The 19,767-nt window shown below is 69.4% G+C and carries 20 protein-coding genes; 10 read left to right on the forward strand and 10 right to left on the reverse strand.

Going from position 1 to position 19,767, the window contains the following annotated elements:
• Positions 1–11 precede the first annotated feature (11 nt).
• The 9 genes from DLJ53_RS04660 to DLJ53_RS04700 all read right to left on the reverse strand — a co-directional run bounded on the left by DLJ53_RS04660 (position 12) and on the right by DLJ53_RS04700 (position 8,496).
• Positions 12–821: an ABC transporter permease gene (locus DLJ53_RS04660; protein WP_111342748.1), complete on the reverse strand. Its 810-nt coding sequence runs from the start codon at positions 819–821 to the stop codon at positions 12–14.
• Position 822: 1 nt separating this feature from the next.
• A complete protein-coding gene (locus DLJ53_RS04665) occupies positions 823–1,674 on the reverse strand; it encodes an ABC transporter permease (RefSeq protein WP_111342750.1) in 852 nt (283 codons plus the stop codon).
• 67 nt (positions 1,675–1,741) lie between these two features.
• The gene (locus DLJ53_RS04670) at positions 1,742–2,767 is read right to left on the reverse strand and encodes an ABC transporter substrate-binding protein (protein WP_111342752.1); all 1,026 of its coding nucleotides are present in this window, start codon (positions 2,765–2,767) and stop codon (positions 1,742–1,744) included.
• A 176-nt stretch (positions 2,768–2,943) separates the two neighbouring features.
• The gene (locus DLJ53_RS04675; RefSeq protein WP_111342753.1) at positions 2,944–3,879 is read right to left on the reverse strand and encodes a 2-hydroxyacid dehydrogenase; all 936 of its coding nucleotides are present in this window, start codon (positions 3,877–3,879) and stop codon (positions 2,944–2,946) included.
• On the reverse strand, positions 3,876–4,322 hold the full coding sequence (locus DLJ53_RS04680; RefSeq protein WP_111342755.1) for a type II 3-dehydroquinate dehydratase: 447 nt from the start codon (positions 4,320–4,322) through the stop codon (positions 3,876–3,878). The genes DLJ53_RS04675 and DLJ53_RS04680 overlap by 4 nt, the downstream gene beginning before the upstream one ends.
• A 79-nt stretch (positions 4,323–4,401) precedes the next feature.
• Positions 4,402–5,652, reverse strand: coding sequence for a flavin-containing monooxygenase (locus tag DLJ53_RS04685; protein WP_111342757.1), 1,251 nt, complete (start codon positions 5,650–5,652; stop codon positions 4,402–4,404).
• Between the two features lie 297 nt (positions 5,653–5,949).
• On the reverse strand, positions 5,950–6,678 hold the full coding sequence (locus tag DLJ53_RS04690; protein ID WP_111342759.1) for a glutathione S-transferase family protein: 729 nt from the start codon (positions 6,676–6,678) through the stop codon (positions 5,950–5,952).
• Positions 6,678–7,505, reverse strand: a complete 828-nt coding sequence (locus DLJ53_RS04695; protein ID WP_111342760.1) for an enoyl-CoA hydratase-related protein — start codon at positions 7,503–7,505, stop codon at positions 6,678–6,680. The genes DLJ53_RS04690 and DLJ53_RS04695 overlap by 1 nt, the downstream gene beginning before the upstream one ends.
• A gap of 7 nt (positions 7,506–7,512) precedes the next feature.
• A complete protein-coding gene (locus tag DLJ53_RS04700; protein ID WP_111342762.1) occupies positions 7,513–8,496 on the reverse strand; it encodes a quinone oxidoreductase family protein in 984 nt (327 codons plus the stop codon).
• A 132-nt stretch (positions 8,497–8,628) separates the two neighbouring features.
• Between DLJ53_RS04700 and DLJ53_RS04705 the strand changes: the two genes are divergently transcribed.
• From DLJ53_RS04705 to DLJ53_RS04730, 6 genes are read left to right on the forward strand one after another with little or no spacing between them, the layout of a single operon-like run.
• Positions 8,629–9,303 (forward strand): GntR family transcriptional regulator, encoded by a 675-nt coding sequence (locus DLJ53_RS04705; RefSeq protein WP_111342763.1) that lies wholly within the window; start codon positions 8,629–8,631, stop codon positions 9,301–9,303.
• Between the two features lie 53 nt (positions 9,304–9,356).
• Positions 9,357–10,400 carry an ABC transporter substrate-binding protein gene (locus DLJ53_RS04710; protein ID WP_111342765.1) on the forward strand — a complete coding sequence of 348 codons (1,044 nt, stop codon included), beginning with the start codon at positions 9,357–9,359 and terminating at the stop codon, positions 10,398–10,400.
• 3 nt (positions 10,401–10,403) lie between these two features.
• Complete coding sequence (locus DLJ53_RS04715; protein ID WP_202912997.1) at positions 10,404–12,122, forward strand: ABC transporter permease; 1,719 nt, start codon at positions 10,404–10,406, stop codon at positions 12,120–12,122.
• 1 nt (position 12,123) lies between these two features.
• Positions 12,124–13,206: an ABC transporter ATP-binding protein gene (locus DLJ53_RS04720; protein ID WP_111342766.1), complete on the forward strand. Its 1,083-nt coding sequence runs from the start codon at positions 12,124–12,126 to the stop codon at positions 13,204–13,206.
• On the forward strand, positions 13,203–14,381 hold the full coding sequence (locus DLJ53_RS04725) for a CaiB/BaiF CoA transferase family protein (RefSeq protein ID WP_111342768.1): 1,179 nt from the start codon (positions 13,203–13,205) through the stop codon (positions 14,379–14,381). Before DLJ53_RS04720 ends, DLJ53_RS04725 begins: the two co-directional genes overlap by 4 nt.
• The gene (locus tag DLJ53_RS04730; protein WP_111342770.1) at positions 14,378–15,199 is read left to right on the forward strand and encodes an enoyl-CoA hydratase; all 822 of its coding nucleotides are present in this window, start codon (positions 14,378–14,380) and stop codon (positions 15,197–15,199) included. Before DLJ53_RS04725 ends, DLJ53_RS04730 begins: the two co-directional genes overlap by 4 nt.
• A gap of 61 nt (positions 15,200–15,260) precedes the next feature.
• Here the strand turns inward: DLJ53_RS04730 and DLJ53_RS04735 are convergent, their stop codons facing one another.
• Positions 15,261–15,536, reverse strand: a complete 276-nt coding sequence (locus tag DLJ53_RS04735; RefSeq protein WP_111342771.1) for a hypothetical protein — start codon at positions 15,534–15,536, stop codon at positions 15,261–15,263.
• Between the two features lie 201 nt (positions 15,537–15,737).
• Between DLJ53_RS04735 and DLJ53_RS04740 the strand changes: the two genes are divergently transcribed.
• From DLJ53_RS04740 to DLJ53_RS04755, 4 genes are all read left to right on the forward strand, one after another.
• Complete coding sequence (locus DLJ53_RS04740) at positions 15,738–17,363, forward strand: hypothetical protein (protein WP_111342773.1); 1,626 nt, start codon at positions 15,738–15,740, stop codon at positions 17,361–17,363.
• Positions 17,364–17,510: 147 nt separating this feature from the next.
• On the forward strand, positions 17,511–17,957 hold the full coding sequence (locus DLJ53_RS04745; RefSeq protein ID WP_111342774.1) for a hypothetical protein: 447 nt from the start codon (positions 17,511–17,513) through the stop codon (positions 17,955–17,957).
• A gap of 35 nt (positions 17,958–17,992) precedes the next feature.
• Positions 17,993–19,225 (forward strand): HlyD family secretion protein, encoded by a 1,233-nt coding sequence (locus tag DLJ53_RS04750; protein ID WP_111342776.1) that lies wholly within the window; start codon positions 17,993–17,995, stop codon positions 19,223–19,225.
• A gap of 66 nt (positions 19,226–19,291) precedes the next feature.
• Complete coding sequence (locus DLJ53_RS04755; RefSeq protein ID WP_111342777.1) at positions 19,292–19,765, forward strand: histidine kinase; 474 nt, start codon at positions 19,292–19,294, stop codon at positions 19,763–19,765.
• Positions 19,766–19,767: the final 2 nt, after the last annotated feature.

Consider the following 19,767-nt stretch of genomic DNA (forward strand, 5'->3'; position numbering starts at 1 on the left):
GGGGCGCGATCTCACTCGACATTGAGGACCTTTTCGAGGCGGAAGATTTTGTGGACGAGAAGCAGCGCCCCGGCGACCACGAGGACGTAGAGGACGGACACCGCGGCGAGCGTCGGGTCGGCGTATTCGCGCACGTAGTTGTACATCGCGACCGGCAGCGTCTGGGTGCTCTGGTTCACCACGAAGAGCGAGGCGGTGAACTCGTTGAACGACAGGATCGCGGCGAACAGCGCGCCGGAGACGAGGCCGGGCAGCAGCAGCGGCAGCGTGATGGTGAGGAGGACGTGCCCGGGCGTGCCGCCGAGACTTTCGGCGGCCTGCTCGTAGCGGCGCTCGAAGTTGCGCAGCGAGACGTAGACCGAGCGCACCACGAACGGCAGCACGATGATGACGTGGACGGTGACGACAAGCCACAGCGAGCGCGGCAGCGCCGCCGCGGCCGACAGGATCAGAAGTCCGAGCCCGATGGTGAAGTTCGGTATGATCAGCGGCGACATCAGCACGCCGTTGAGGACGCCCTTGAGGGCGAAGTCGTAGCGGTCGAGCACGTAGGCGAAGCCCGCGCCGGCGATCAGCGCGATCGTCGCGCCGAGACCGGCGACCTTCAGCGAGTTGACGAGGCCTTCGCCGAAGTCGCGGTACTCGAAGATGTTGGCGTACCAGCGCAGCGACCAGGCCTTCGGCGGGAAGGACAGGATCGCGCCGTCGTTGAACGAGGCGATGGCGACCACCACGAAGGGCAGGAGCACGAAGCCGAGGATCGCGGTCAGGACGATCCGCCCGCTCCAGTCGAGCACGTGGTCGAGGAGGGTCTTCTTCACGTCAATGCGCTCCGATCTGCTCGAGGCGGCGGATGCCGGTGTTGAAGAGGGTGAGGACGGCGATGGTGAACAGGAGGCCCACCAGCGACAGCGAGGCGGCGAGCGGAAAATTGAACGAGGCGAATCCCACCTGGTAGACCAGCGTCGAGATCGTCTGCACCTTGCCGCCGCCGATCATCTGCGGCGTCGCGAAGGCCGAGAAGGTCCAGGCGAAGGCGGTGGAGGTGGCGGCGACGATGCCGGGGATCGACAGCGGCAGCGTGACCGTCAGGAAGTTGCGGATGCGCCCGGCGCCCAGCGAGGTCGCGGCGCGCTCGAGATTGCGGTCGATGTGCGAGAGCGCGGCCGCCACCATCACCACCACGATCGGCAGCGTGAAGTGCACCAGCGCGATCACCACGCCCGTCATCGTGAACATGAAACTGATGGGCCGGTCGATCAGCCCGAGCTGCATCAGGACGGCGTTCACGAAGCCGCGGTTCCCGAGCACGATCATCCACGAATAGGTGCGCACGATCTCGCCGAGGAAGAGCGGCGTCAGCGAGATCAGCAGGATGGCGCTGCGCAGGGCCGCGGACTTCGCCCGCACCATCGCGTACGCCAGCGGATAGCCGATCAGGAGGGTGAAGAGGGCGGTCCAGAAGCAGAGGAGGACGGTCGTCAGGAAGGCCTGGCCGTAGACCGCCTTCCAGAGGGTCGTGAAGTTGTCCAGCGTGTAGCCGCCGGGGTCGAGCGAGCCCGGCACGTAGGCGCGCAGGCTGTACTGCACGATGGCGAGGAAGGACGCCGCGATCGCCACGGCGATCAGGATCGACGGCGAGGCAAACCAGCCAAGGAAGGGGCGTTTCGACATCGGCGTCGTCTCATCCTGCGGGGGCGGAGGGGTGTCCCGGCGAGATGGCCGCCGGGACGGGTGCGGCTCAGTTGCCGGCGATCATGTTTTCCGTGAACCACTTGCGCCATTCGGCGGTCTTCTCGGCGCGCAGCTCGTGGGGGATGATCAGGGTCTGGCTCTCCCACTGCTCGGGCGTCGTGAAGATGCCGGGGAGCGAGGCGAGCTCTTCGGGGAGCTCGACGTTCGACACCACCGGGCTGCCCTTCTTGATCTCGGCGATCTGCGCCTGGACCTCGGGGTCGAGGGCGGCGTTCAGGAACTTGTAGGCGAGGTCGAGCTTCTTGGTGCCGGTGGTGATGCCCATCGTGTCGACGCCGAGGACGGCGCCTTCCTTCGGAATCGCCAGCTTCACGTCGAGGCCCTGCGACTGCATGTAGTAGGCGTTCATCGACAGGAGGATCTGCACCGGGGTCTCGCCGGTCGACAGGAGCTGCTGCGAGTTGGCGTCGTTGGTGTAGAAGGCCTTGAAGTTCGGCTTCAGCGCCAGGAGCTTGTCGGTCGCATCCATCCAGTTCTCGATGTCGACACCCTCGAGCTTGGCCGACACCGCGATGATGTGGGACGGGTCGAAGTCGGGCGCGGCGATCATGCCTTCGAGCTCGGGCGACCAGAGGTCGTTCCAGCTTTCGAAGGTCACGTCCGCCGGCACCATGTCGGGCAGGTAGCCGATGGTGTAGACGTAGGCCCAGGCACCGATGTGGAACGGGCTGATCTTGGCCTGCTCGACGAGGTTCTCAGCGTTCGGGATCTTCGACAGGTCCAGCTTCTCGAAGAGCCCGTCGTTGGCGTAGAGCCAGCCGATATGCGACGTCGTGAAGGTCACGTCGCTTTCCGGGTTGTCACGGCTCAGCTTGGCCTGGTTCAGCCGGTCGATGGTGCCGCCGATGATGAACTCGACCTCGACGCCCGTCTCTTCGGTGAACTTCTTGCCGATGGTGTCGGCGATCAGGTCGCGGAAGCTGCCACCCCAGCTCGAGACGACGAGGGTCTCGGCGGAGGCGGCGTGAGCGAAGAGGCTCAGGGCCGCGGCGGTCAGTAGGAGACGTTTCATCTGGACTGTCCTGTTGGTTGACGAGAGTGGCGCGGCATTTCAGCGGCCTGCCGCCGGGTGGCCGACGCGGCGGACCGGGCCGCCGTCGGGTTCGTCCGCAAGGCTCATGCCGAGCACGTGCACACGGGTCGTGGGGGGCGCGCGTCCGTCCGGACCGCGCGGTGCCGGGGCACCGCTCAATATCCTCGCGAGCGGGAGACCTCGTTGATCAAGGCGCCTCCCGTCTGGATGGCACGGACGTTGGCGGCGATCTGCGGCGCGGCGCTGTTCGGCAGGGCCACCGACGCCAGGTGCGGCGTGATGAGGACTCCCGGCAGCGTCCAGAGCGGACTGTCGGCGGGGAGCGGCTCGGTCGCGAAGACGTCGAGGGTCGCGCCGGAGAGGTGCCCCGACCGCAGCGCCTCGACGAGGGCCGGCTCGTCCACGACCGCTCCGCGCGAGACGTTCACGAACGCCGCGCCGGGCTTCATCGCCGCGAAGACGGCGGCGTCCAGCCGGTTCCGGGTGCCGGGGGTGAGCGGCAGCATGCAGACGACGATGTCGGCCATGCCGAGGAGCCCCTCGAGCGCATCGTCGCCGCAATGGACGGTGACGCCCTCCAGCTCCCTCGGCCGGGTCGCCCAGCCGTGGGTGTCGTAGCCGAGCCGTGCGATCTCCGTCGCGGCGAGGGCGCCGAGCTCGCCGAGGCCGAGCACGGCGACGGTGGTCTCGCTCGCCGCCCGCGGGTGCCGGTAGGCCCATTCGTGCCGTGGCTGAGCCGCCTCGAAGTGGGGAATGTCGCGGGCATGGCGCAGCACCGCGAAGAGCACGTAGCCAGCCATCATCCGGCCCATCTCGGGGTCCGAGAGGCGCGTGATCGGCACGTCAGGCAGGTCGTCGCGCGCCACCAGCCGGTCGACCCCGGCCCCCAGGTTCACGACCAGTTCGAGGTTCGGGAAGCGGGCGAAGAAGCCCTCGGGCGGCATCCAGACGAGGGCGAAGCGGACGGACCCGGGGTCGGTGACCTTGTCGGCCTCCTCGATCCGGACATGCCCGTCGAGGTGGGGGGCGAGGGCGTCGCGCCAGACGTCGAACGGGTCCGGGCCGCTGTAGAAGACGAGGGTGTCCGTCATGCCGCGGGCTCGGCGATCAGCGTGCCCATAGCCGTCAGGCCCAGGAGGTAGCCCTGCAGGCCGAGGCCGGCGATCACCCCGGTCGCCGCCTTCGAGATGAACGAATGGTGGCGGAAGGGCTCGCGCTTCCAGATGTTGCTCATATGGCATTCGATGATCGGCCCGTCGAAGGCGAGCAGGGCGTCGAGGATCGCGACCGACGTGTAGGTCAGCCCGGCGGCGTTGATCAGCAGCCCGGCGCAGCTCTGCCGAGCCTCCTGGATCCAGTCGATCAGGACGCCCTCGTGGTTCGATTGGCGAAAGTCGAGGGCAAAGCCCAGCTCGCCCGCGCGGGCGAGGCAGGCGGCCTCGATCTGGGGGAAGCTATCGCTCCCGTAGGTGCCACTTCGGTCCAACCCGTAGAGATTGGCGTTGGGGCCGTTGAGGAACATGACACGCTTCATGCGGCGATCCTTGTTGGTTCAGGGTGCGTCGCTGCAGGCGGCCGGGCGTGCCGGCCACCGATCGGGGCGGGCGTACGGGCTAGGCCTTCTCGTAGGCCACATAGTTGCGCTGAACGCCGATGTGGGTCGCGATATACTTCGCGTCGTACCAGCAACCGTAGATGAAGGACGACGCGCGGTTGGTCAGCTCGGGCAGGCCGAGGAAGTAGATCCCGGTCTCGGCCGAGATCCCGCGCTTGTGGAACGGCGTCCCGTCGTCGTGGAACGCGTTCACCTGCAGCCAGCTGAAGTCGAACTTGTAACCGGTGGCCCAGATGATCGTCGTGACGTTGGCCCCGGCGAGGTCCAGCTCGTGGATCGGGTGCGCGATGCACTCCGGATCCGGCTCGATCGTCCAGGCCTCGGGCTCCGGCGGCAGGCCGATGCCGTTACGCTCGACATAGGCGTCCGCCTCGCGCAGCACGTCGAGGTAGGCCTCGTCGCCCTGTCTGATGTTCTCGGCCAGGTCGTCGGCGATCTCGATGACGCCGTCGCGGTACGCCTTCGTCAGGCCGAGCACGGTGATGCCCATGTGGCCGAGACGACGGAAGTCGACCGTCCGGCCCCCGTCGTAGCCGCTGACGGCGAAGGCGACGTGCTTCTTCTTCGGGGTCGTCTTGATCTCGTCCCACTTGCCGAGAACGCCGAGCCACCAGACGTAGTCGCGTTCGCGGTAGGACCGCGGCGGGCGGTAGTGCTCGCCGATCGACAGGTAGACGTCGCGACCGGCGCGCCGCAGCTCCTCGGCGATCTGGCAGCCCGAGGCGCCGCCGCCGACGACGAGTACGGCGCCGTCGGCGAGCTGGTCCGGGTTGCGGTAGTCGGACGAGTGGATCTGCGCGACGCCGGCATCCTCGGGGACGATCTTCGGAAACGAGGGGACCTGGAACGGCCCGGTGGCGGCGACCACGCGCTGGGCCTCGATGTCGCCCTCGGACGTTTCGACGATGAAGCCCGGCCGGCCGGGGCAGCGGGTGACGCGCTTGACCTCGACGTTGGTGCGGATCGGCGCGTTGATCATCCTGGCGTAGTCGTCGAAGTAGCGCGCCATGCGCTCCTTCGGCGGGAACACGTCGGGCCCGACGTCGTCGAATTCGAGATTGGGGAAGCGGTCGTGCCATGCCGGGCCGTTGGCGACGAGGGAATCCCAGCGCTGCGAGCGCCAGCGTTCGGCGACCCGGCCCCGCTCGAGGACGAGGTGGGGGATCCCCATCTCCGTCAGGTGCTCGCTCATCGCAATGCCAGACTGACCTCCTCCGACGATGAGCGTGTCAGTTTTTTCGGCGGCCATATTCACTTCCCGGATTGAGAGCGCCGCGTCAGCCCGGGTCCCGTACCCCTCTGTCACGTCGGCTGCGAGGAGCTCCCGTGAGACTGTTTTGGCGCGTCTTTAAGCGCGCACAAAATGCGTGCAGTCGTCCGGAGTGAAAAGAAGGAAATTCCAAATCAGGGCGCAGGAAAAAGCTGGGATCGGGGGAGGACGATGGTCGGGAAGCCTGTCCGGGAGCGGCGCCGCACGGCCCGTCAGCATCGCTACCGCCGCCGGAAACGACCCCGTCGGACCGGCCGCGCGCCGACCGTGGCGGCGTCAGTCGGCAGCGACGAAGGGGTCGAGCCTGGCGCGGGTGTAGGCGGGGCGGGCGGTGACGGCGGCCCACCAATCGGCGACGCGCGGGCGCGCCGCGGGCTCGAGCGCCTCAGGGGCGATCTCCTCGCCGATGCGCCGCACGAACGGCACCGCAGCGATGTCGGCGAGGGAATAGCGGTCGCCGATGAGCCAGCCCCCTTCGAGCATCGCCTCCATCCGGTCGAGCATGCGCACGAGCGCCTGGCGCGACTGGTCGAGCTCGGCGGCATCGTAGGGGCGGCGCGCGGCGCGCAGCCACGCCTCCCGCCGCTCCGCGCTCGGGATACGCTGCAGCGCCGCTTCGAGCTCGGCGTCGCTCATCGCCGTCGCCCGCTCGGCGATGCTGTAGCGCCAGTTGAAGCGAATGAGGTGACCGATCTCGCCGTCGACGTAGCGCACCCAGTTGCGCATCAGCGCCAGATCGTAGGGCGCGGCGGGACACAGCGGCGGGTCGGGGAACATGGCCTCGAGGTACTCGCACACCGTGCCGCTCTCGTGCAGCGGCCGGCCGTCGTGGACGAGGGTCGGCACCACGCCGAGGGGATTGATCGCGAGGTAGGCGGGACTGTGCTGCTCCTGCCGGGTGAGGTCGATCTCGTGACCCTCGTAGGCGAGGCCCTTCTCCTCCAGGAAGAGGCGCACCCGCCGCGACGCGCTCGACTTCCACGCGTGATAGAGGACGAGGGCCATCAGCGTCCCTCGAACACCGGCGGGCGCTTCTCGAGGAAGGCGCGGCGCCCCTCGCGGAAATCGGCGCTCTCGCGGCACGCCAGCGACAATTCCTCGATCCGGGCGAGGTCGCGCGTGGCGGGATCGGCGAGAACCTCGGCGATCGTCGCCTTGCTGGCCTTGACCGACAGCGGCGCGTTGCCGGCGATGCGCCGTGCCAGCGCCATCGCCGCGCCCCAGAGCGCATCGGGGCCATGCATCTCGTCGACGAGACCCCAGGCGAGCGCGGTCGCGGCGTCGATGCGGTCGCCCACATAGAGGAGGCGGCGCGTGCGCGAGGGGCCGACCGTCTCGACGAGCCGCTTCAGCCCGTCGTAGCCGTAGGCGATGCCGAGCCGCGCGGCGGGGACGCCGAACTGCGCATCGGCACCGGCGACGCGGAGGTCGCAGTTGAGCGCCGTCATCAGCCCGCCGCCGAGGCAGTAGCCCCGGATCGCGGCGATGGTCGGCAGCGGGCTCGCGGCGAGACGCTGCTGGCGCTCCATGAAGCGCGACGGGCCGCGTTTCTCGTCGTCGAAGGCCTCGATGTCGGCGCCGGAGATGAAGGCGCGGCCGCCGATCCCGGTGAGGACGAAGACGCGCGCCTCGGCCTCGGCGACGGTCAGCGCCTCGATGAGCCCGGCGGTCGCGAGGTCGTCGAGCGCGTTCATCTTGCCCGGAACCTGGATGGCGGCGACGGCGACGGGGCCGTCGATCGAAAGGCCGACGCGGCCCTCGCCGAATTCCCTCTGCGGGTACCATTCGGGGGGAAAGGTCGTCGCGGGGGCGGCGATATCGGTGTCGGACATCACGGTCTCAGGGATGGAGGACGACGGGCGCGTCGAGGGCGCGGCCCTCGAGCCGGCGGTGCGCCTCGGCGGCTTCGGCGAGGGGGAGCGGGGCGGAGATCGGCGTTTCGAGCGTGCCGTCGAGGAGGACGGCGAACAGCGCCTCGCTCGCCGCCTTCAGCTCGGCCGGGTCGGCGATGTAGCTGCGCAGGGTCGGCCGCGTCACGATGATCGACTTGGAGTGGAGGCGCTGCAGGTCGAAGGCGCCGACGTTGCCCGAGCTCGTGCCGTAGCTGATCACCATGCCGCGCGGGCGGATGCAGTCGAGCGACTTCAGGAACGCCGCCTTGCCGATCCCGTCGTAGATGACGTCCGCGCCCCGATCGCCGGTCAGTTCCATCACGCGGGGCGCGAAGTCTTCGGCGGATGTGTCGATGACGCTTTCGTAGCCGTGCGCCGCTGCGGTCGCGACTCTGGCGGCGCTGCCGACGGTGCCGATCATGCGGCCGCCGAGCGCTTTGCCCCACTGTCCGAGCACAAGGCCCATCCCGCCGGCGGCGGCGTGGACGAGCGCCGTCACGCCGGGACGCACGACGAAGAGCCGGCGCAGCAGATATTCCGCCGTCAGCCCGCGCAGCAGGTAGGCGCCGGCGACGTCGTCGGCGACGCTGTCCGGCAGGGCGATGAGCCGGCCGGCGGGGACCAGCGTATGGCCCGCGTAGCTCGCCCCGCCGATGTAGCCGACGCGGGTGCCGGGCGCGGGCCCGTCCGTGCCCGGCCCGAGCGCCTCGACGATGCCGGCGGCCATGTGGCCCATCGTGACCGGGAAGGGCTTGGCGCTGTGGGGGCCGCCATGGTCGCCCTCGCGCTCGTAGATGTCGGCATAGTTGACGCCGATGGCGGTGTTGCGCACCAGCGCCTCGCCATCTCCGGGCGGCGGAAGCTCCACCTCGTCGAGCTGGAGCACGTCGGGGCCGCCATGGCGGTGGATGCGGACGGCCCGGGTCAGCATGGGCCGCGCTGGGGGAGCATCATTCCGTCCATCCGTATCGTTTATGATCTTCTGTGTGTTCAATCATATAATTAACGTATACACAAGAGCGACGAATGCGCTAAGCTGCGGCGCGCCAGACAAAGGACGAGTATGACGCGAGCGAGCGAGACCGTGCGGCGGCGGGTGGAGGACGAGATCCGCTACGGGGCCCTGCGCCCCGGCGACACTATCGACGAGCGCTCCCTCGCCGAGCGGTTCGAGGTATCGCGAACGCCCGCGCGCGAGGCGCTGATCCAGCTCGCCGCCTCCGGACTGGTGGAGCTGCGGCCGCGCCACGGCGCCGTGATCACCCGCGTCGGCGTCACCGAGGCGATCGCCATGATGGAGACGCTGGTCGCCCTCGAAGGCGAGGCCGCGAGCCTTGCCGCCCGGCGGATGAGCGCTGCGGAGACCGAGCAGCTCGCCATGATACATACCGAAAGCCGCGATAGCGTGCGCGCGATGGACAACAAGGCATACATTGATGCCAACACGCGATTCCACGAGGCGATCTACCAGGGCGCCCGCAACGCCTACCTCGCCGACCTCATCCGCAACACCCGGCGCCGCATGGCCTTCTACCACGCCTCGAGTCTGAACCAGCGCGCCCGCGTCGAGCGGTCGTGGGAGGAGCACGGCACCGTCGTGAAGGCCATCGCCGCCGGCGATCCCGACGCCGCCGAGGCGGCAATGCGCGACCACATCCTCTTCGGCGGCCGCGTCTATGCCGACCTCGTCGCCGCGCTCCAGCGCCCCGAGGGAGGCCCCGCCGGCGACAAGACCTGACCCGGCGGGGGGCCGTCGGCGTCACTCAACGATAAAACAAGAGGGAGGACCAAATGCCCATCGACCGCAGACAATTCATCGTCACCACCGCCGCGCTCGCCGCCTCGGCGGCACTCCCGCGCCTCGCCTTCGCCGCACCGTCCCTCGACGACCTCTACGAGGCCGCCAAGGCGGAAGGGGAGGTGACGTGGTATGTCGTGCCGATGTCCTCGGAGTCGGCGGAGCGCGCCGGCGCCGCGTTCACCGCCGCCTATCCCGGCGTCAAGGTGAACGTCGTGCGCTCGACGGCGGAAGTGGCCTTCCAGCGCCTCAACCAGGACATCAGCACCGGCGTCGCCAACTGCGACGTGCTGACGACGTCCAACATCGCCCACGCCATGGACCTCAAGTCGCGGGACCTTCTCGCGATCTACACGCCGATCCGCAAGGACGAGGTCTTCGAGGAGTTCCGGGGAATCGACCCGGACGACGCCTACCACGTGTCCGTCGCCGGCCCGATGTCTATCGTCTACAACACCGACAAGGTGACCGAGGTCGACGCGCCGAAGAACTGGCCCGACCTCCTCGATCCGAAGTGGACCGACCACGTCGCCATCGGCCATCCGGGCTTCTCCGGCTACGTCGGCATGTGGGCGGTGAAGATGAAGGAGCTCTACGGCTGGGACTTCTTCGAGACGCTCGCCGAGATCAACCCGCACATCGGCCGCTCCTCGATCGACGTCGTCACCACCACCGCCTCGGGCGAGACGCTGGTCGGCGCCGGGCCGACCGCCTCGGCGCTCATCTCCGCCGCCAAGGGCAACCCGATCGCCGTCATCTATCCGACCGACGGGACCGTGGTCATCACCTCGCCGAGCGCCATCCTCGCCGACGCGCCGCATCCCAACGCCGCCCGCCTCTTCAGCGAGTTCCTCCTCGGGCCGGAGTTCGCCGAGGTGGTCGCCGCCGACTTCGGCAACCCCATCCGCCCCGGCGTCCCGCTCGCGGCGGGCGTGGTGCCCTTCGACGAGATGAAGGTGATCACCGCGACGACGGACCAGATGATCAACGGCATCCCCGAGCTCGCCGAAGAATTCCGCGACACGTTCGGGATCTAGGCTGTGGTCGACATCGCCCCGACCGCGAGGGCGCGCCTTACCGCGCGCGCCCTCAGGATCGACTGGACCCTCGTGCTGTTTGCGGCCCTCTCCATCGTCCTCGTCTTCCTGGTGGTGGCGCCCCTGACGCGCCTCTTCACCGAGAGCCTCTCCGATCCCAAGACTGGCGCCCTCACCCTCGGCAACTTCGTCGACGTCGTGTCGCGCAGCCGTTACCTCACCGCCTACTGGCACACCATCCAGCTCGCCGCCGCCACCGTCGCGCTGTCGCTCCTCTTCGCGCTGCCGATGGCCTGGGCGGTGTCGCGCACGGACATGCCGGGCCGCGGCTTCTTCTACTTCGGCGTCGTCGGCGCGTTCATCATGCCGCCCTTCCTCGGCGCGATCGGGTGGATCCTGCTCGCCGGTCCCAACGCCGGGTGGCTGAACCAGATCTGGACCGCGCTCACCGGGCTCGAAGACCCGCTCGTGGACGTCTTCAGCCTCTGGGGCCTCGCCTTCGTCATCGCCCTCAACGTCTTCCCGCTGATCTTCATCTTCGCCACGTCCGCGCTCGACCTGATCTCGTCGGAGATGGAGGAGGCGGCGGCGATCCACGGGGCGGGGCCGCTGCGCACCACATGGCTCGTGTCGCTGCCGCTCGCGCTGCCGGCGATCCTCGGCGCGGTGATGCTGGTCTTCCTGGAGACCATCGCGCTCTACGGCACCCCGGCCCTGATCGCTATCCCGGCGCGCTTCAACGTGGCGACGACGCAGCTCACGACGTTCTTCGCCTATCCGGCGAAGATCGAGCTCGCGATGGCCTTCTCGGTTCCGCTGGTGTTCGTCACCATCATCCTCCTCGGTGCGCAGCGGCTCCTCCTCAGGGGCGGCCACGTGGCGGTGTCGGGCAAGGGCGGGTCGCGTCAGCCGATGCGGATCGGCCGCTGGCGGTGGCTGCTGCTCGCGCACGGCGCGGTGGTGACGGTCCTCGCGGTCGTCCTGCCGGCGGCCATCCTGGTGTCGACCTCCTTCCAGACGGCCTGGGCCAGGCCGCCGACGCTCTCGAACCTGACGCTCGCCAACTACCGCGACATCCTCTTCGAACAGGCGACGGTGCGCGACGCGATGGTCAACACGGTCGCCTTCGCCCTCTCGGCGGCGACCCTTTGCACGGTGCTCGGCTTCGCGGTCGCCTACGCGGCCACAAGGCGCCTCCTGCCGTTCGCGGGCGTCCTCTCGGCGCTGGCGGTCGCGCCGGTCGCGGTGCCGGGCATCGTGCTCGCGATCTGCTTCTACGCCGCCTATGCCGGTCCGCCGCTGTCGCTCTACGGCTCGGGCGCGATCGTCGTCCTCGCCTTCGTGACGCGCTTCCTGCCGATCGCCTACGTCTCGTGCGCGTCGGGCGTCCGGAGCCTCAATCCGGAGCTGGAGGAGGCGGTCCTCATCCACGGCGGCTCGCGGCTGCGCGCGCTGGTCCAGGTGGTCGCGCCGGTGCTGAAGAAATCGCTCTTCGGCGTCTGGATCCTGGTCTTCGTGATCTGCTCGCGCGAGCTCTCCACCGCGATGTTCCTGACGAGCCACAACAACCGGGTCATCTCGATCCTCACGCTCGATCTCAGCGAGCAGGGCAAGTACGAGACGCTCGCCGCGATGGGCGTCGTCCTGCTGGTGGTGACGTCGACGGTGGTGGCCGTCGGAATGCGCCTCATCGGGCGCGACTTCATGCTGCGGAAGAACTGACATGACGACGCTGAGCCTCGACGGCCTCTCCAAGGCCTACGGCACCTTCACCGCGGTGCATCGCATCTCGCTCACCCTGCGCGACGGCGAGTTCGTCTCGCTGCTCGGCCCGTCCGGCTGCGGCAAGACGACGACGCTGCGGATGATCGCCGGCTTCATCGTGCCGACCGAAGGGCGCATCGTGCTGGACGGAAGGGACATCTCCACCCCCGCCGGCGTGGTCCCGCCCGAGCGGCGCGGCATGTCGATGATCTTTCAAAGCTATGCCATCTGGCCCAACATGACGGTCGCGCAGAACGTCGGATTCGGGCTCAAGATGCAGAAGCTTCCCGCCGCAACGGTCCGGGAGCGGGTCGGTGAGGTCCTCGACGTGGTCAAGCTCGGCCACCTCGCGGGGCGCTACCCGGCCGAGCTTTCCGGCGGGCAGCAGCAGCGCGTGGCGCTGGCCCGCGCCGTCGCCGTGCAGCCGAAGGTGATGCTGCTCGACGAACCCCTCTCCAACCTCGACGCCAACCTGCGCGAGGACATGCGCAGCGAGATCAAGCGAATGCATACCGAATTCGGCATCACCACCGTCTACGTGACCCACGACCAGTCGGAGGCGATGGCGATCTCGGACCGCATCGCCGTCATGAGCGCCGGACGGATCGAGCAGGTGGCCCCGCCCTACGAGCTCTACGCCCGCCCGCGCACGCGCTTCGCCGCCGAGTTCATCGGCCGCACCAACCTCGTCGAGGGGCAGCGGTCGGACGGGCGCGTGCACTTCTCGGCCTTCTCGGTCGACGCGGACGCCGCGGATGGCGAGGGTCAGGTGCTCGCCTCGATCCGGCCGCAGAACGTGCGCCTCACGCCGCGCAACGGTGCGGCGGCGCCCCGGGCCGACGGGCAGGTCCTGCTCGCGGCGCGTGTCGGCGAGCGCACCTTCCTGGGCGAGCGGTGGGACTATGCCCTCAGGCTCGAATGCGAGGGCGGCGGGCCGCCGCTGCGCGCGGCAGCGCCCGCCGAGCAGGTGTTCGACGTCGACGCGCCGGTCTGGATCACGATCGACCGGGACAGCATCGTCGAAGTGGGGGACGAGCAATGATCCCCGGCGTCACCGGTCCGCTCGACCGCTTCCGCGTGCTCGACCTGACGCGCATCCGCTCCGGCCCGACCTGCGTCAAGCAGCTCGCCGACTGGGGGGCCGACGTCATCCGCATCGAGCCGCCGAACGACGACAGCGGCTACGCCGACCGGTCGAGCTCCGACTTCCAGAACCTGCACCGCAACAAGCGCAGCCTGACGCTGGATCTCAAGTCGTCGGAGGGGCACGACATCCTGATGCGCCTCGTCGACGGGGCCGACGTCCTGGTGGAGAATTTCCGGCCCAACGTGAAGTCCCGCCTCGGGATCGACTGGGAGAGCCTCCACGCCCGCAATCCGCGCCTCGTGATGGGCTCCATCTCCGGCTTCGGCCAGACCGGGCCCTACGCCGATCGCCCGGGTTTCGACCAGGTGGCGCAGGGGATGGGCGGGCTCATGTCGGTGACGGGGCTGAAGGGGCAAGGCCCCGTGCGCGTCGGCATCCCGATCGCCGACCTCACGGCCGGGATGTACTGCGCGATGGGGATCCTCATGGCGCTGCTCGACCGCGAGCGGACCGGCGTCGGCCAGTGGGTGCACACGAGCCTCCTCCAGGCCCAGGTGGCGATGCTCGACTTCCAGGCCGCGCGGTGGCTGATCGACGGCGTGGTGCCCGGCCAGGCCGGCAACGACCACCCGACGGCGACGCCGATGGGCGTCTACCCGACCCGCGACGGCGCCATCAACATCGCCGCCAGCGGAACGCGGATGTGGCGCGAGTTCTGCGACATCATCAGCCGCCCGGAGCTGTTCGACGATCCGAGGTACGCCACACCGAAGGCCCGGCTGAAGCACCGCCCCGAGCTCAACGCCCTCATCGGTGAGATCACCGGAAACATGGCGACGGCGGACCTGAGGGCGGCGCTGGAGGAGAAGTCGATCCCCTGCGGACCCATCTACACCATCGACGAGGTGTTCGCCGACCCGCAGGTGCAGCATCTCAACATGGTCGGCGAGGTGGAGCATCCGGCGCGCGGCGCGCAGAAGGTCCTTGCCCAGCCGATCGTAATGTCGCAGTCCGAGCCCGTCCTCCACTCGGCGACGCCCGACGCCGGCCAGCACACCGACGCCATCCTGGCCGAGCTGGGCCTGTCCAGTGGTGAGATCCGCGAACTGAAGGAGCGCCACGTCGTATGACACTCGCCGAGCCGAAGCCCGAAGCCGACGGCTACACCCCCCGGATCGTGACCCGGATCGACGGCGCCGTCGGCTGGATGATCGTCTCCAACCCCCGCCGTCGGAACGCGGTGACGTTCGACATGTGGCGACAGATCCCCGCCGCGATCGCCGGCTTCATGGATGACGAGGCGGTGCACGTGATCGCGATCCGCGGCGACGGGGAGGACGCGTTTATCTCCGGTGCCGACATCTCGGAGTTCGGACGCCTGCGCTCGACGCCCGAGCAGGTGGCCGCCTACGACCGGGTCGGCCGGGAGGCGCACGCGGCGATTTCCGGTGCTGCCAAGCCGACCGTCGCCGTCATCCGCACGTGGTGCGTGGGCGGCGGCCTCGGCACCGCGCTCGGCTGCGACCTGCGGATCGCCGCCGCCGATACGCGCTTCGCGATCCCCGCCGCCAGGCTCGGCCTCGGCTACCGCTACCCGGGCATCAAGACGCTCGTCGACGTGGTCGGACCGGCGAACGCGGCGGAGATCTTCTACACCGCCCGCAAGTACGACGCCGAGGAGGCGCTGCGGATGGGCCTCATCAACCGGATCCTCCCGGTCGACGGGTTCGACGCGGCGGCGGCGGAGTATCTGGCCGCGATCGCCGCCAACGCGCCCCTGACGATCCGCGCCGCCAAGCTCGCGATCCGCGGGACGCTGGACCGTCCCGCGCCGGAGCAGCAGGCGGCGATCGACGCCGCCGTGCAGGCCTGTTTCGAGAGCGAGGACTACGCCGAGGGCCGGGCCGCCTTCGCGCAGAAGCGCAAGCCTGTCTTCAAGGGTCGCTGAACCGCAGCGTTCGCCTCCCCGACGCGCGCCGGTGGGTGAGTGCCGGGCGAAGGCGCGGGGGCTATCGGTCCGGTTCCCCGGTGGGCTGCGGATGTCCGTCCGGGTCCGGACCGGCGGCGCCGCGGATGGTCTTCAGCATGTCGGCGAGCTCGGCCTCGAGCTCGCGGATGATGTCCTCGTATTCGGCGACCTCCGGGCGCTCTGCCGCGTCGGACCGCGCCTTGAAGAGCGCGAGGGCGGTCTGCGCGGCGGCATAGTCCTCGCAGATGCTGCGAAACTCCGGATGGCTCAGGAGGAGGCGGCCGATCAGCCCCGCGTCCTGCGGGAAGCGCTTCATGATGCATGCCGGGCTGGACTGGGGCGATCGCGGCATCGGAGGACCGGGCGGACGTTGGTTGCCTCAGCCTCGCATGGTGTCCCGGCCCCGCCGCAAGTACGTCACCGTATATCCGCGCCGACCGATCGTTCGTTGGAGGCGCCGCCGGCTTATCAAGTCGAACTCTTGGGAGTAATATTATGCCGATGCGTGAGGCGCGGTATGAAGGGTATCGACACGCCTGAACCGACGGCCGTTCGGGATCAGCTCGAACGCATCGTCGCCTCGGCCGATTTCGAGGCCTCGAACCGCAACAGGCGGTTCCTGGAATACATCGTCGAGGAGACACTGGCGGGCCGGCAGGACCTGATCAAGGCCTACGCCATCGCGACCTGCGTCTTCGGGCGCGGCGCGGACTTCGACCCGCAGGTGGATTCGATCGTGCGGATCGAGGCCGGGAGGCTGCGGCGGACGCTGGAGCGCTACTACCTCACCTCCGGCCGGGTCGATCCCGTCGTCATCTCCATCCCGAAGGGCTCGTACGTTCCCGAGTTCGTGCGCAACGTGCCCCGCGCGGCGGGTTCGGCGCCGGCGGCCCCGGCTGCGACGCGCGAGCGCCGGGGAGTGTCGATCCTCGTCCCCGGGTTCGAGGAGGAGGGCGACCAGTCCCTCTATCCCAACCTCACACGTGGCTTCACGCGCCACGTCATCGCCGGCCTGACGCGGTTCACCGAGCTTTCGGTGTTCGGCCCCGGCACGTCGGCGCTGCAGGGCGAGACCGCCGAGCGTGACATCGACTACCTGCTGACCGGCGGCACGACGATTTCGCCGCTGCAGTTCGGGGCCGAGGTGCTGCTGGTCGAGGTGCGGACGGGGCGTTGTCTCTGGGGCGACGTGTTCGAACGGGCGGTGGAGACCGGCGGGCTGGCGGAGGCGCTCACCGAGGTGGCGGGCGCCGTCGTCAGGGCGCTGGCGCAGCCCTACGGCGCCATCTTCGTCGCCCGGTCGCGGGAGGTCGATCCGGCGAACGCGGGCGCGCTCTCGTCGTCCGCCAGCGTGCTCCTGTTCCGCCGCTACGCGCGGACCTTCGACCGCAGCCTGCAGGAGACCGTTCGGCGCGCGCTCGAGGCTGCCATCCAGCGCGACCCGGAGGACGCCGAGGCGTGCAGCTGCCTCTCGCAGGTCCATACGGACATGCTTCGGTTCGGCGGCGCGCCGACGCCGGCCGGCGCCGATCATGGCCGGCAGGCGCTCGACCTCGCCCGCCGCGCCATCGACCTCGCGCCCAATTCGAGCCGCAGCCACCACGCGCTGTCGCGCGCCTACTGGTTCGCCGGCGACGTCGCGGGCAGCTTCGAGGAGCTTCAGATAGCGCGGGCGCTGAACCCCAACGACACCGCCATCCTCGCCGACCTCGGTCAGCAGCATGCGGTAATGGCGCAGTGGGACGAGGCGATCCCCCTTCTGGAGACGGCCTATGCCCGCAATCCCGGCCTGCCGTCGAGCTACCGCATCGGCTTCGCGCTGTTCCATTTCGCCCACGGGCGGTTCGCCGAGGCGCTCGCCGAAGCCCGCAAGATCGACGTGAGCGGGGTCGTCTACGGCGCCGTCATGGTCGCGGCATCCGCCATCCGGCTCGGTCTCGACACGGAGGCGGGGAGGGCGGTCCACGCCGTGACCGAGATCGATCCGGACTACGGCCGGCACGCGGCGCTCGACCTCGCCTGGCGGAACGTCGACCCCGCGCTCGCCGCCGCCGTCCTCGAGGCGCTGGGGGATGCGGGGCTCCCCGCCGGCCCCGGTTCCGCCGCCACCCGGGCCGTGCCGCTGCGACCCGTCCGCCGCTGAGCCGTCGCGAACGTCACCCGTAATTTACCCGGACGTTCTGGCGAGCGGGGTGCGGTTGGCCTCCAAGTCCCGCCGAACAAGTCCGGCGAGACCCCCGCATGGCGCCTCGCGGTGGCGGGCAACATTGTGTCACGAGAGGTCCAGCAGATGGCCAGCCTTCATCCGACGGCGCCGCACGACCTGCCGCCCTTCATCACCCCGCCGGGCGAAACCGACATGATGTTCGTCGCGGTGAGCGTGTTCTTCGTTGTGATGGTGCTGGTGGTCGGCAACCTCTACCTGCGCCTCCATGCCCTGCCGGAGCGGATGGCGCATCGCTCCAACCGGGCCCAGTTCCACGTCGTCGCGGTCCTCGCGCTGATCGCGCTGCTCACCCACCAGACGGGCTTCTGGATCGCCGCGCTGCTCCTTGCGCTGGTGCCGATACCGGACATTTCGACCCCGGTCGCGCGCATCGCCGACGCGCTGGAGCGGCTGGTGCGCATCGCCGGCGCCAAGGAGGGCGCGCTCGCCGCCGCGGCCCGGTCCCCGGAGACGCCGCCGCCCGCCATCGCGATGGGCGACGGCACGGGCGCGCGGGCGACGGCCGGTTGACCCGCTAAGACGCGTGGCGTGCAGGGAACGCTCCGATGTTCGAACTCTTGCTCTGCTCGATGCTGACGATCTTCCCCGACTACCTCTACCGCCGCTACGGGCAGGGGAAACGGATCGGCCAGGAGATCACGCTCTATTCCGTCTGGTTCGAGCTGCGGTGGGGGATCACCGCCTGCGTGGTCCTGACGCTCACCCTCGTCACGATGATTTTCTACTATCACCCCTCCACCCGGAGCGCCGTCTCGCTGTTCCGGACCGTGCCGCTGGTGCCGGAGATGGTCGGCCGCGTCTCGGACGTCTACGTCGACGTGCGCGGCGCGGTGCGGGCGGGCGATCCGATCTTCAAGCTCGACAGCACCGAGGAGGAGGCCGCGGTGGAGACCGCCCGGCGAAAGATCGCCGAGGTGGACGCCGCGATGGCGCTCGCGCGGCAGAACCTCGCCGGGGCGGACGGCCGCATCGCCGAGGCGCGGAGCGCATACGACCAGGTCCGTGACGAGCTTCGGACCAAGCGCGAGCTCCTGGATCGCAACGCCAGCACCGTGTCCGAGCGCGAGATCCAGCGCCTGGAGCAGGCGCTCGGCGGTCGGCAGGGCGCCCTCGACGCGGTGACCGCCGAAAAGAGCGCGATCGAGACGGAGATCGGCACCAGCCTGCCCGCGCGGCGGGCGAGCGCCGTGGCCGAGCTCGCCGAGGCGGAAGTCGATCTCGGCAAGACCGTCGTGCGCGCCGGCGTCGACGGCACCGTCGAGCAGTTCACCTTGCGCGTCGGCGACCTCGTCAACCCGATGATGCGCTCCGCGGGCGTCCTCGTGCCGGCCGACGCCGGGCGCCGGGCCATCATCGCCGGGTTCGGGCAGATCGAGGCGCAGGTGATCCGCGTCGGCATGATCGCCGAGGTGGCCTGCGTGGCGACGCCCTTCACCATCATCCCGCTGGTCGTGACCAAGGTGCAGGACGCCGTGGCCGCGGGGGCCCTGCGCCCCTCCGACCAGCTCGTCGAGACGGCGGCGATCAGCCAGCCGGGAACGCTGACGGCCTACCTCGAGCCGCTCTACGAAGGCGGCCTCGACCGGCTGCCGCCGGGCAGCAGTTGCATCGCCAACGCCTACACCGATAACCACGACGCCCTGAAGTCGCAGGACATCGGCCCGGTGACGCGCGCCTATCTCCACGTCGTCGACACGGTGGGGATCGTCCACGCGCTGATCCTGCGGCTGCAGGCCCTCATGATGCCGGTGCAGACGCTGGTGCTGGGCGGGCATTGATCGGGCCGAAGACCCGCGGCCCGCTCCCTTCGCAGGGCCCGCATAACGCAAGGAGGATGTCGAGACATGGCAAATCAGGACGCACCGGCGAAGGCCGCGGCAGCGATCCCCACTGCGGACGATCTCCGCATGGAGGTCCTCGAGAAGCAGATGAAGGAGATCGACCGCCGCGTGGAGGCCAAGAAGGCCGAGCAGAAGCGGCTGGAGGAAGCCGCCGCGGAGTTCCTCGCCACGCACGTGACCGAGCGCGAACGCGAGATCATCCGCCGCATCGTCGCCAACGCGGTCAACGACGGGAAGTACGAGGCGATGGTCTACAGCTTCCCCGCGAAGCTCTGCACGGACGGCGGTCGCGCGATCAACAACATTGAGCCAGACTGGCCGACGACGCTGCAGGGCAAGGCGCGGGAGCTGTACGACGGCTTCAAGGCCAACCTCCAGCCGCGGGGGTACCGGTTGAAGGCGATGATCATCGATTTCCCGGGCGGCATGCCGGGCAACGTCGGCTTCTTCCTCAACTGGGAACCCAAGACCTTCTGAGG

It is taken from the genome of Acuticoccus sediminis, assembly GCF_003258595.1.
GTDB classification, from domain to species: domain Bacteria; phylum Pseudomonadota; class Alphaproteobacteria; order Rhizobiales; family Amorphaceae; genus Acuticoccus; species Acuticoccus sediminis.

What these genes read in the sequence shown, in the direction of transcription:
- DLJ53_RS04665 (WP_111342750.1), bottom strand. Translation starts at nt 1,674, where the DNA reads ATGTCGAAACGCCCCTTCCTTGGCTGGTTTGCCTCGCCGTCGATCCTG.
- DLJ53_RS04670 (WP_111342752.1), bottom strand. Translation starts at nt 2,767, where the DNA reads ATGAAACGTCTCCTACTGACCGCCGCGGCCCTGAGCCTCTTCGCTCAC.
- DLJ53_RS04675 (WP_111342753.1), bottom strand. Translation starts at nt 3,879, where the DNA reads ATGACGGACACCCTCGTCTTCTACAGCGGCCCGGACCCGTTCGACGTC.
- DLJ53_RS04680 (WP_111342755.1), bottom strand. Translation starts at nt 4,322, where the DNA reads ATGAAGCGTGTCATGTTCCTCAACGGCCCCAACGCCAATCTCTACGGG.
- DLJ53_RS04685 (WP_111342757.1), bottom strand. Translation starts at nt 5,652, where the DNA reads ATGGCCGCCGAAAAAACTGACACGCTCATCGTCGGAGGAGGTCAGTCT.
- DLJ53_RS04690 (WP_111342759.1), bottom strand. Translation starts at nt 6,678, where the DNA reads ATGGCCCTCGTCCTCTATCACGCGTGGAAGTCGAGCGCGTCGCGGCGG.
- DLJ53_RS04695 (WP_111342760.1), bottom strand. Translation starts at nt 7,505, where the DNA reads ATGTCCGACACCGATATCGCCGCCCCCGCGACGACCTTTCCCCCCGAA.
- DLJ53_RS04700 (WP_111342762.1), bottom strand. Translation starts at nt 8,496, where the DNA reads ATGCTGACCCGGGCCGTCCGCATCCACCGCCATGGCGGCCCCGACGTG.
- DLJ53_RS04705 (WP_111342763.1), top strand. Translation starts at nt 8,629, where the DNA reads ATGACGCGAGCGAGCGAGACCGTGCGGCGGCGGGTGGAGGACGAGATC.
- DLJ53_RS04710 (WP_111342765.1), top strand. Translation starts at nt 9,357, where the DNA reads ATGCCCATCGACCGCAGACAATTCATCGTCACCACCGCCGCGCTCGCC.
- DLJ53_RS04720 (WP_111342766.1), top strand. Translation starts at nt 12,124, where the DNA reads ATGACGACGCTGAGCCTCGACGGCCTCTCCAAGGCCTACGGCACCTTC.
- DLJ53_RS04725 (WP_111342768.1), top strand. Translation starts at nt 13,203, where the DNA reads ATGATCCCCGGCGTCACCGGTCCGCTCGACCGCTTCCGCGTGCTCGAC.
- DLJ53_RS04730 (WP_111342770.1), top strand. Translation starts at nt 14,378, where the DNA reads ATGACACTCGCCGAGCCGAAGCCCGAAGCCGACGGCTACACCCCCCGG.
- DLJ53_RS04735 (WP_111342771.1), bottom strand. Translation starts at nt 15,536, where the DNA reads ATGAAGCGCTTCCCGCAGGACGCGGGGCTGATCGGCCGCCTCCTCCTG.
- DLJ53_RS04740 (WP_111342773.1), top strand. Translation starts at nt 15,738, where the DNA reads ATGAAGGGTATCGACACGCCTGAACCGACGGCCGTTCGGGATCAGCTC.
- DLJ53_RS04745 (WP_111342774.1), top strand. Translation starts at nt 17,511, where the DNA reads ATGGCCAGCCTTCATCCGACGGCGCCGCACGACCTGCCGCCCTTCATC.
- DLJ53_RS04750 (WP_111342776.1), top strand. Translation starts at nt 17,993, where the DNA reads ATGTTCGAACTCTTGCTCTGCTCGATGCTGACGATCTTCCCCGACTAC.
- DLJ53_RS04755 (WP_111342777.1), top strand. Translation starts at nt 19,292, where the DNA reads ATGGCAAATCAGGACGCACCGGCGAAGGCCGCGGCAGCGATCCCCACT.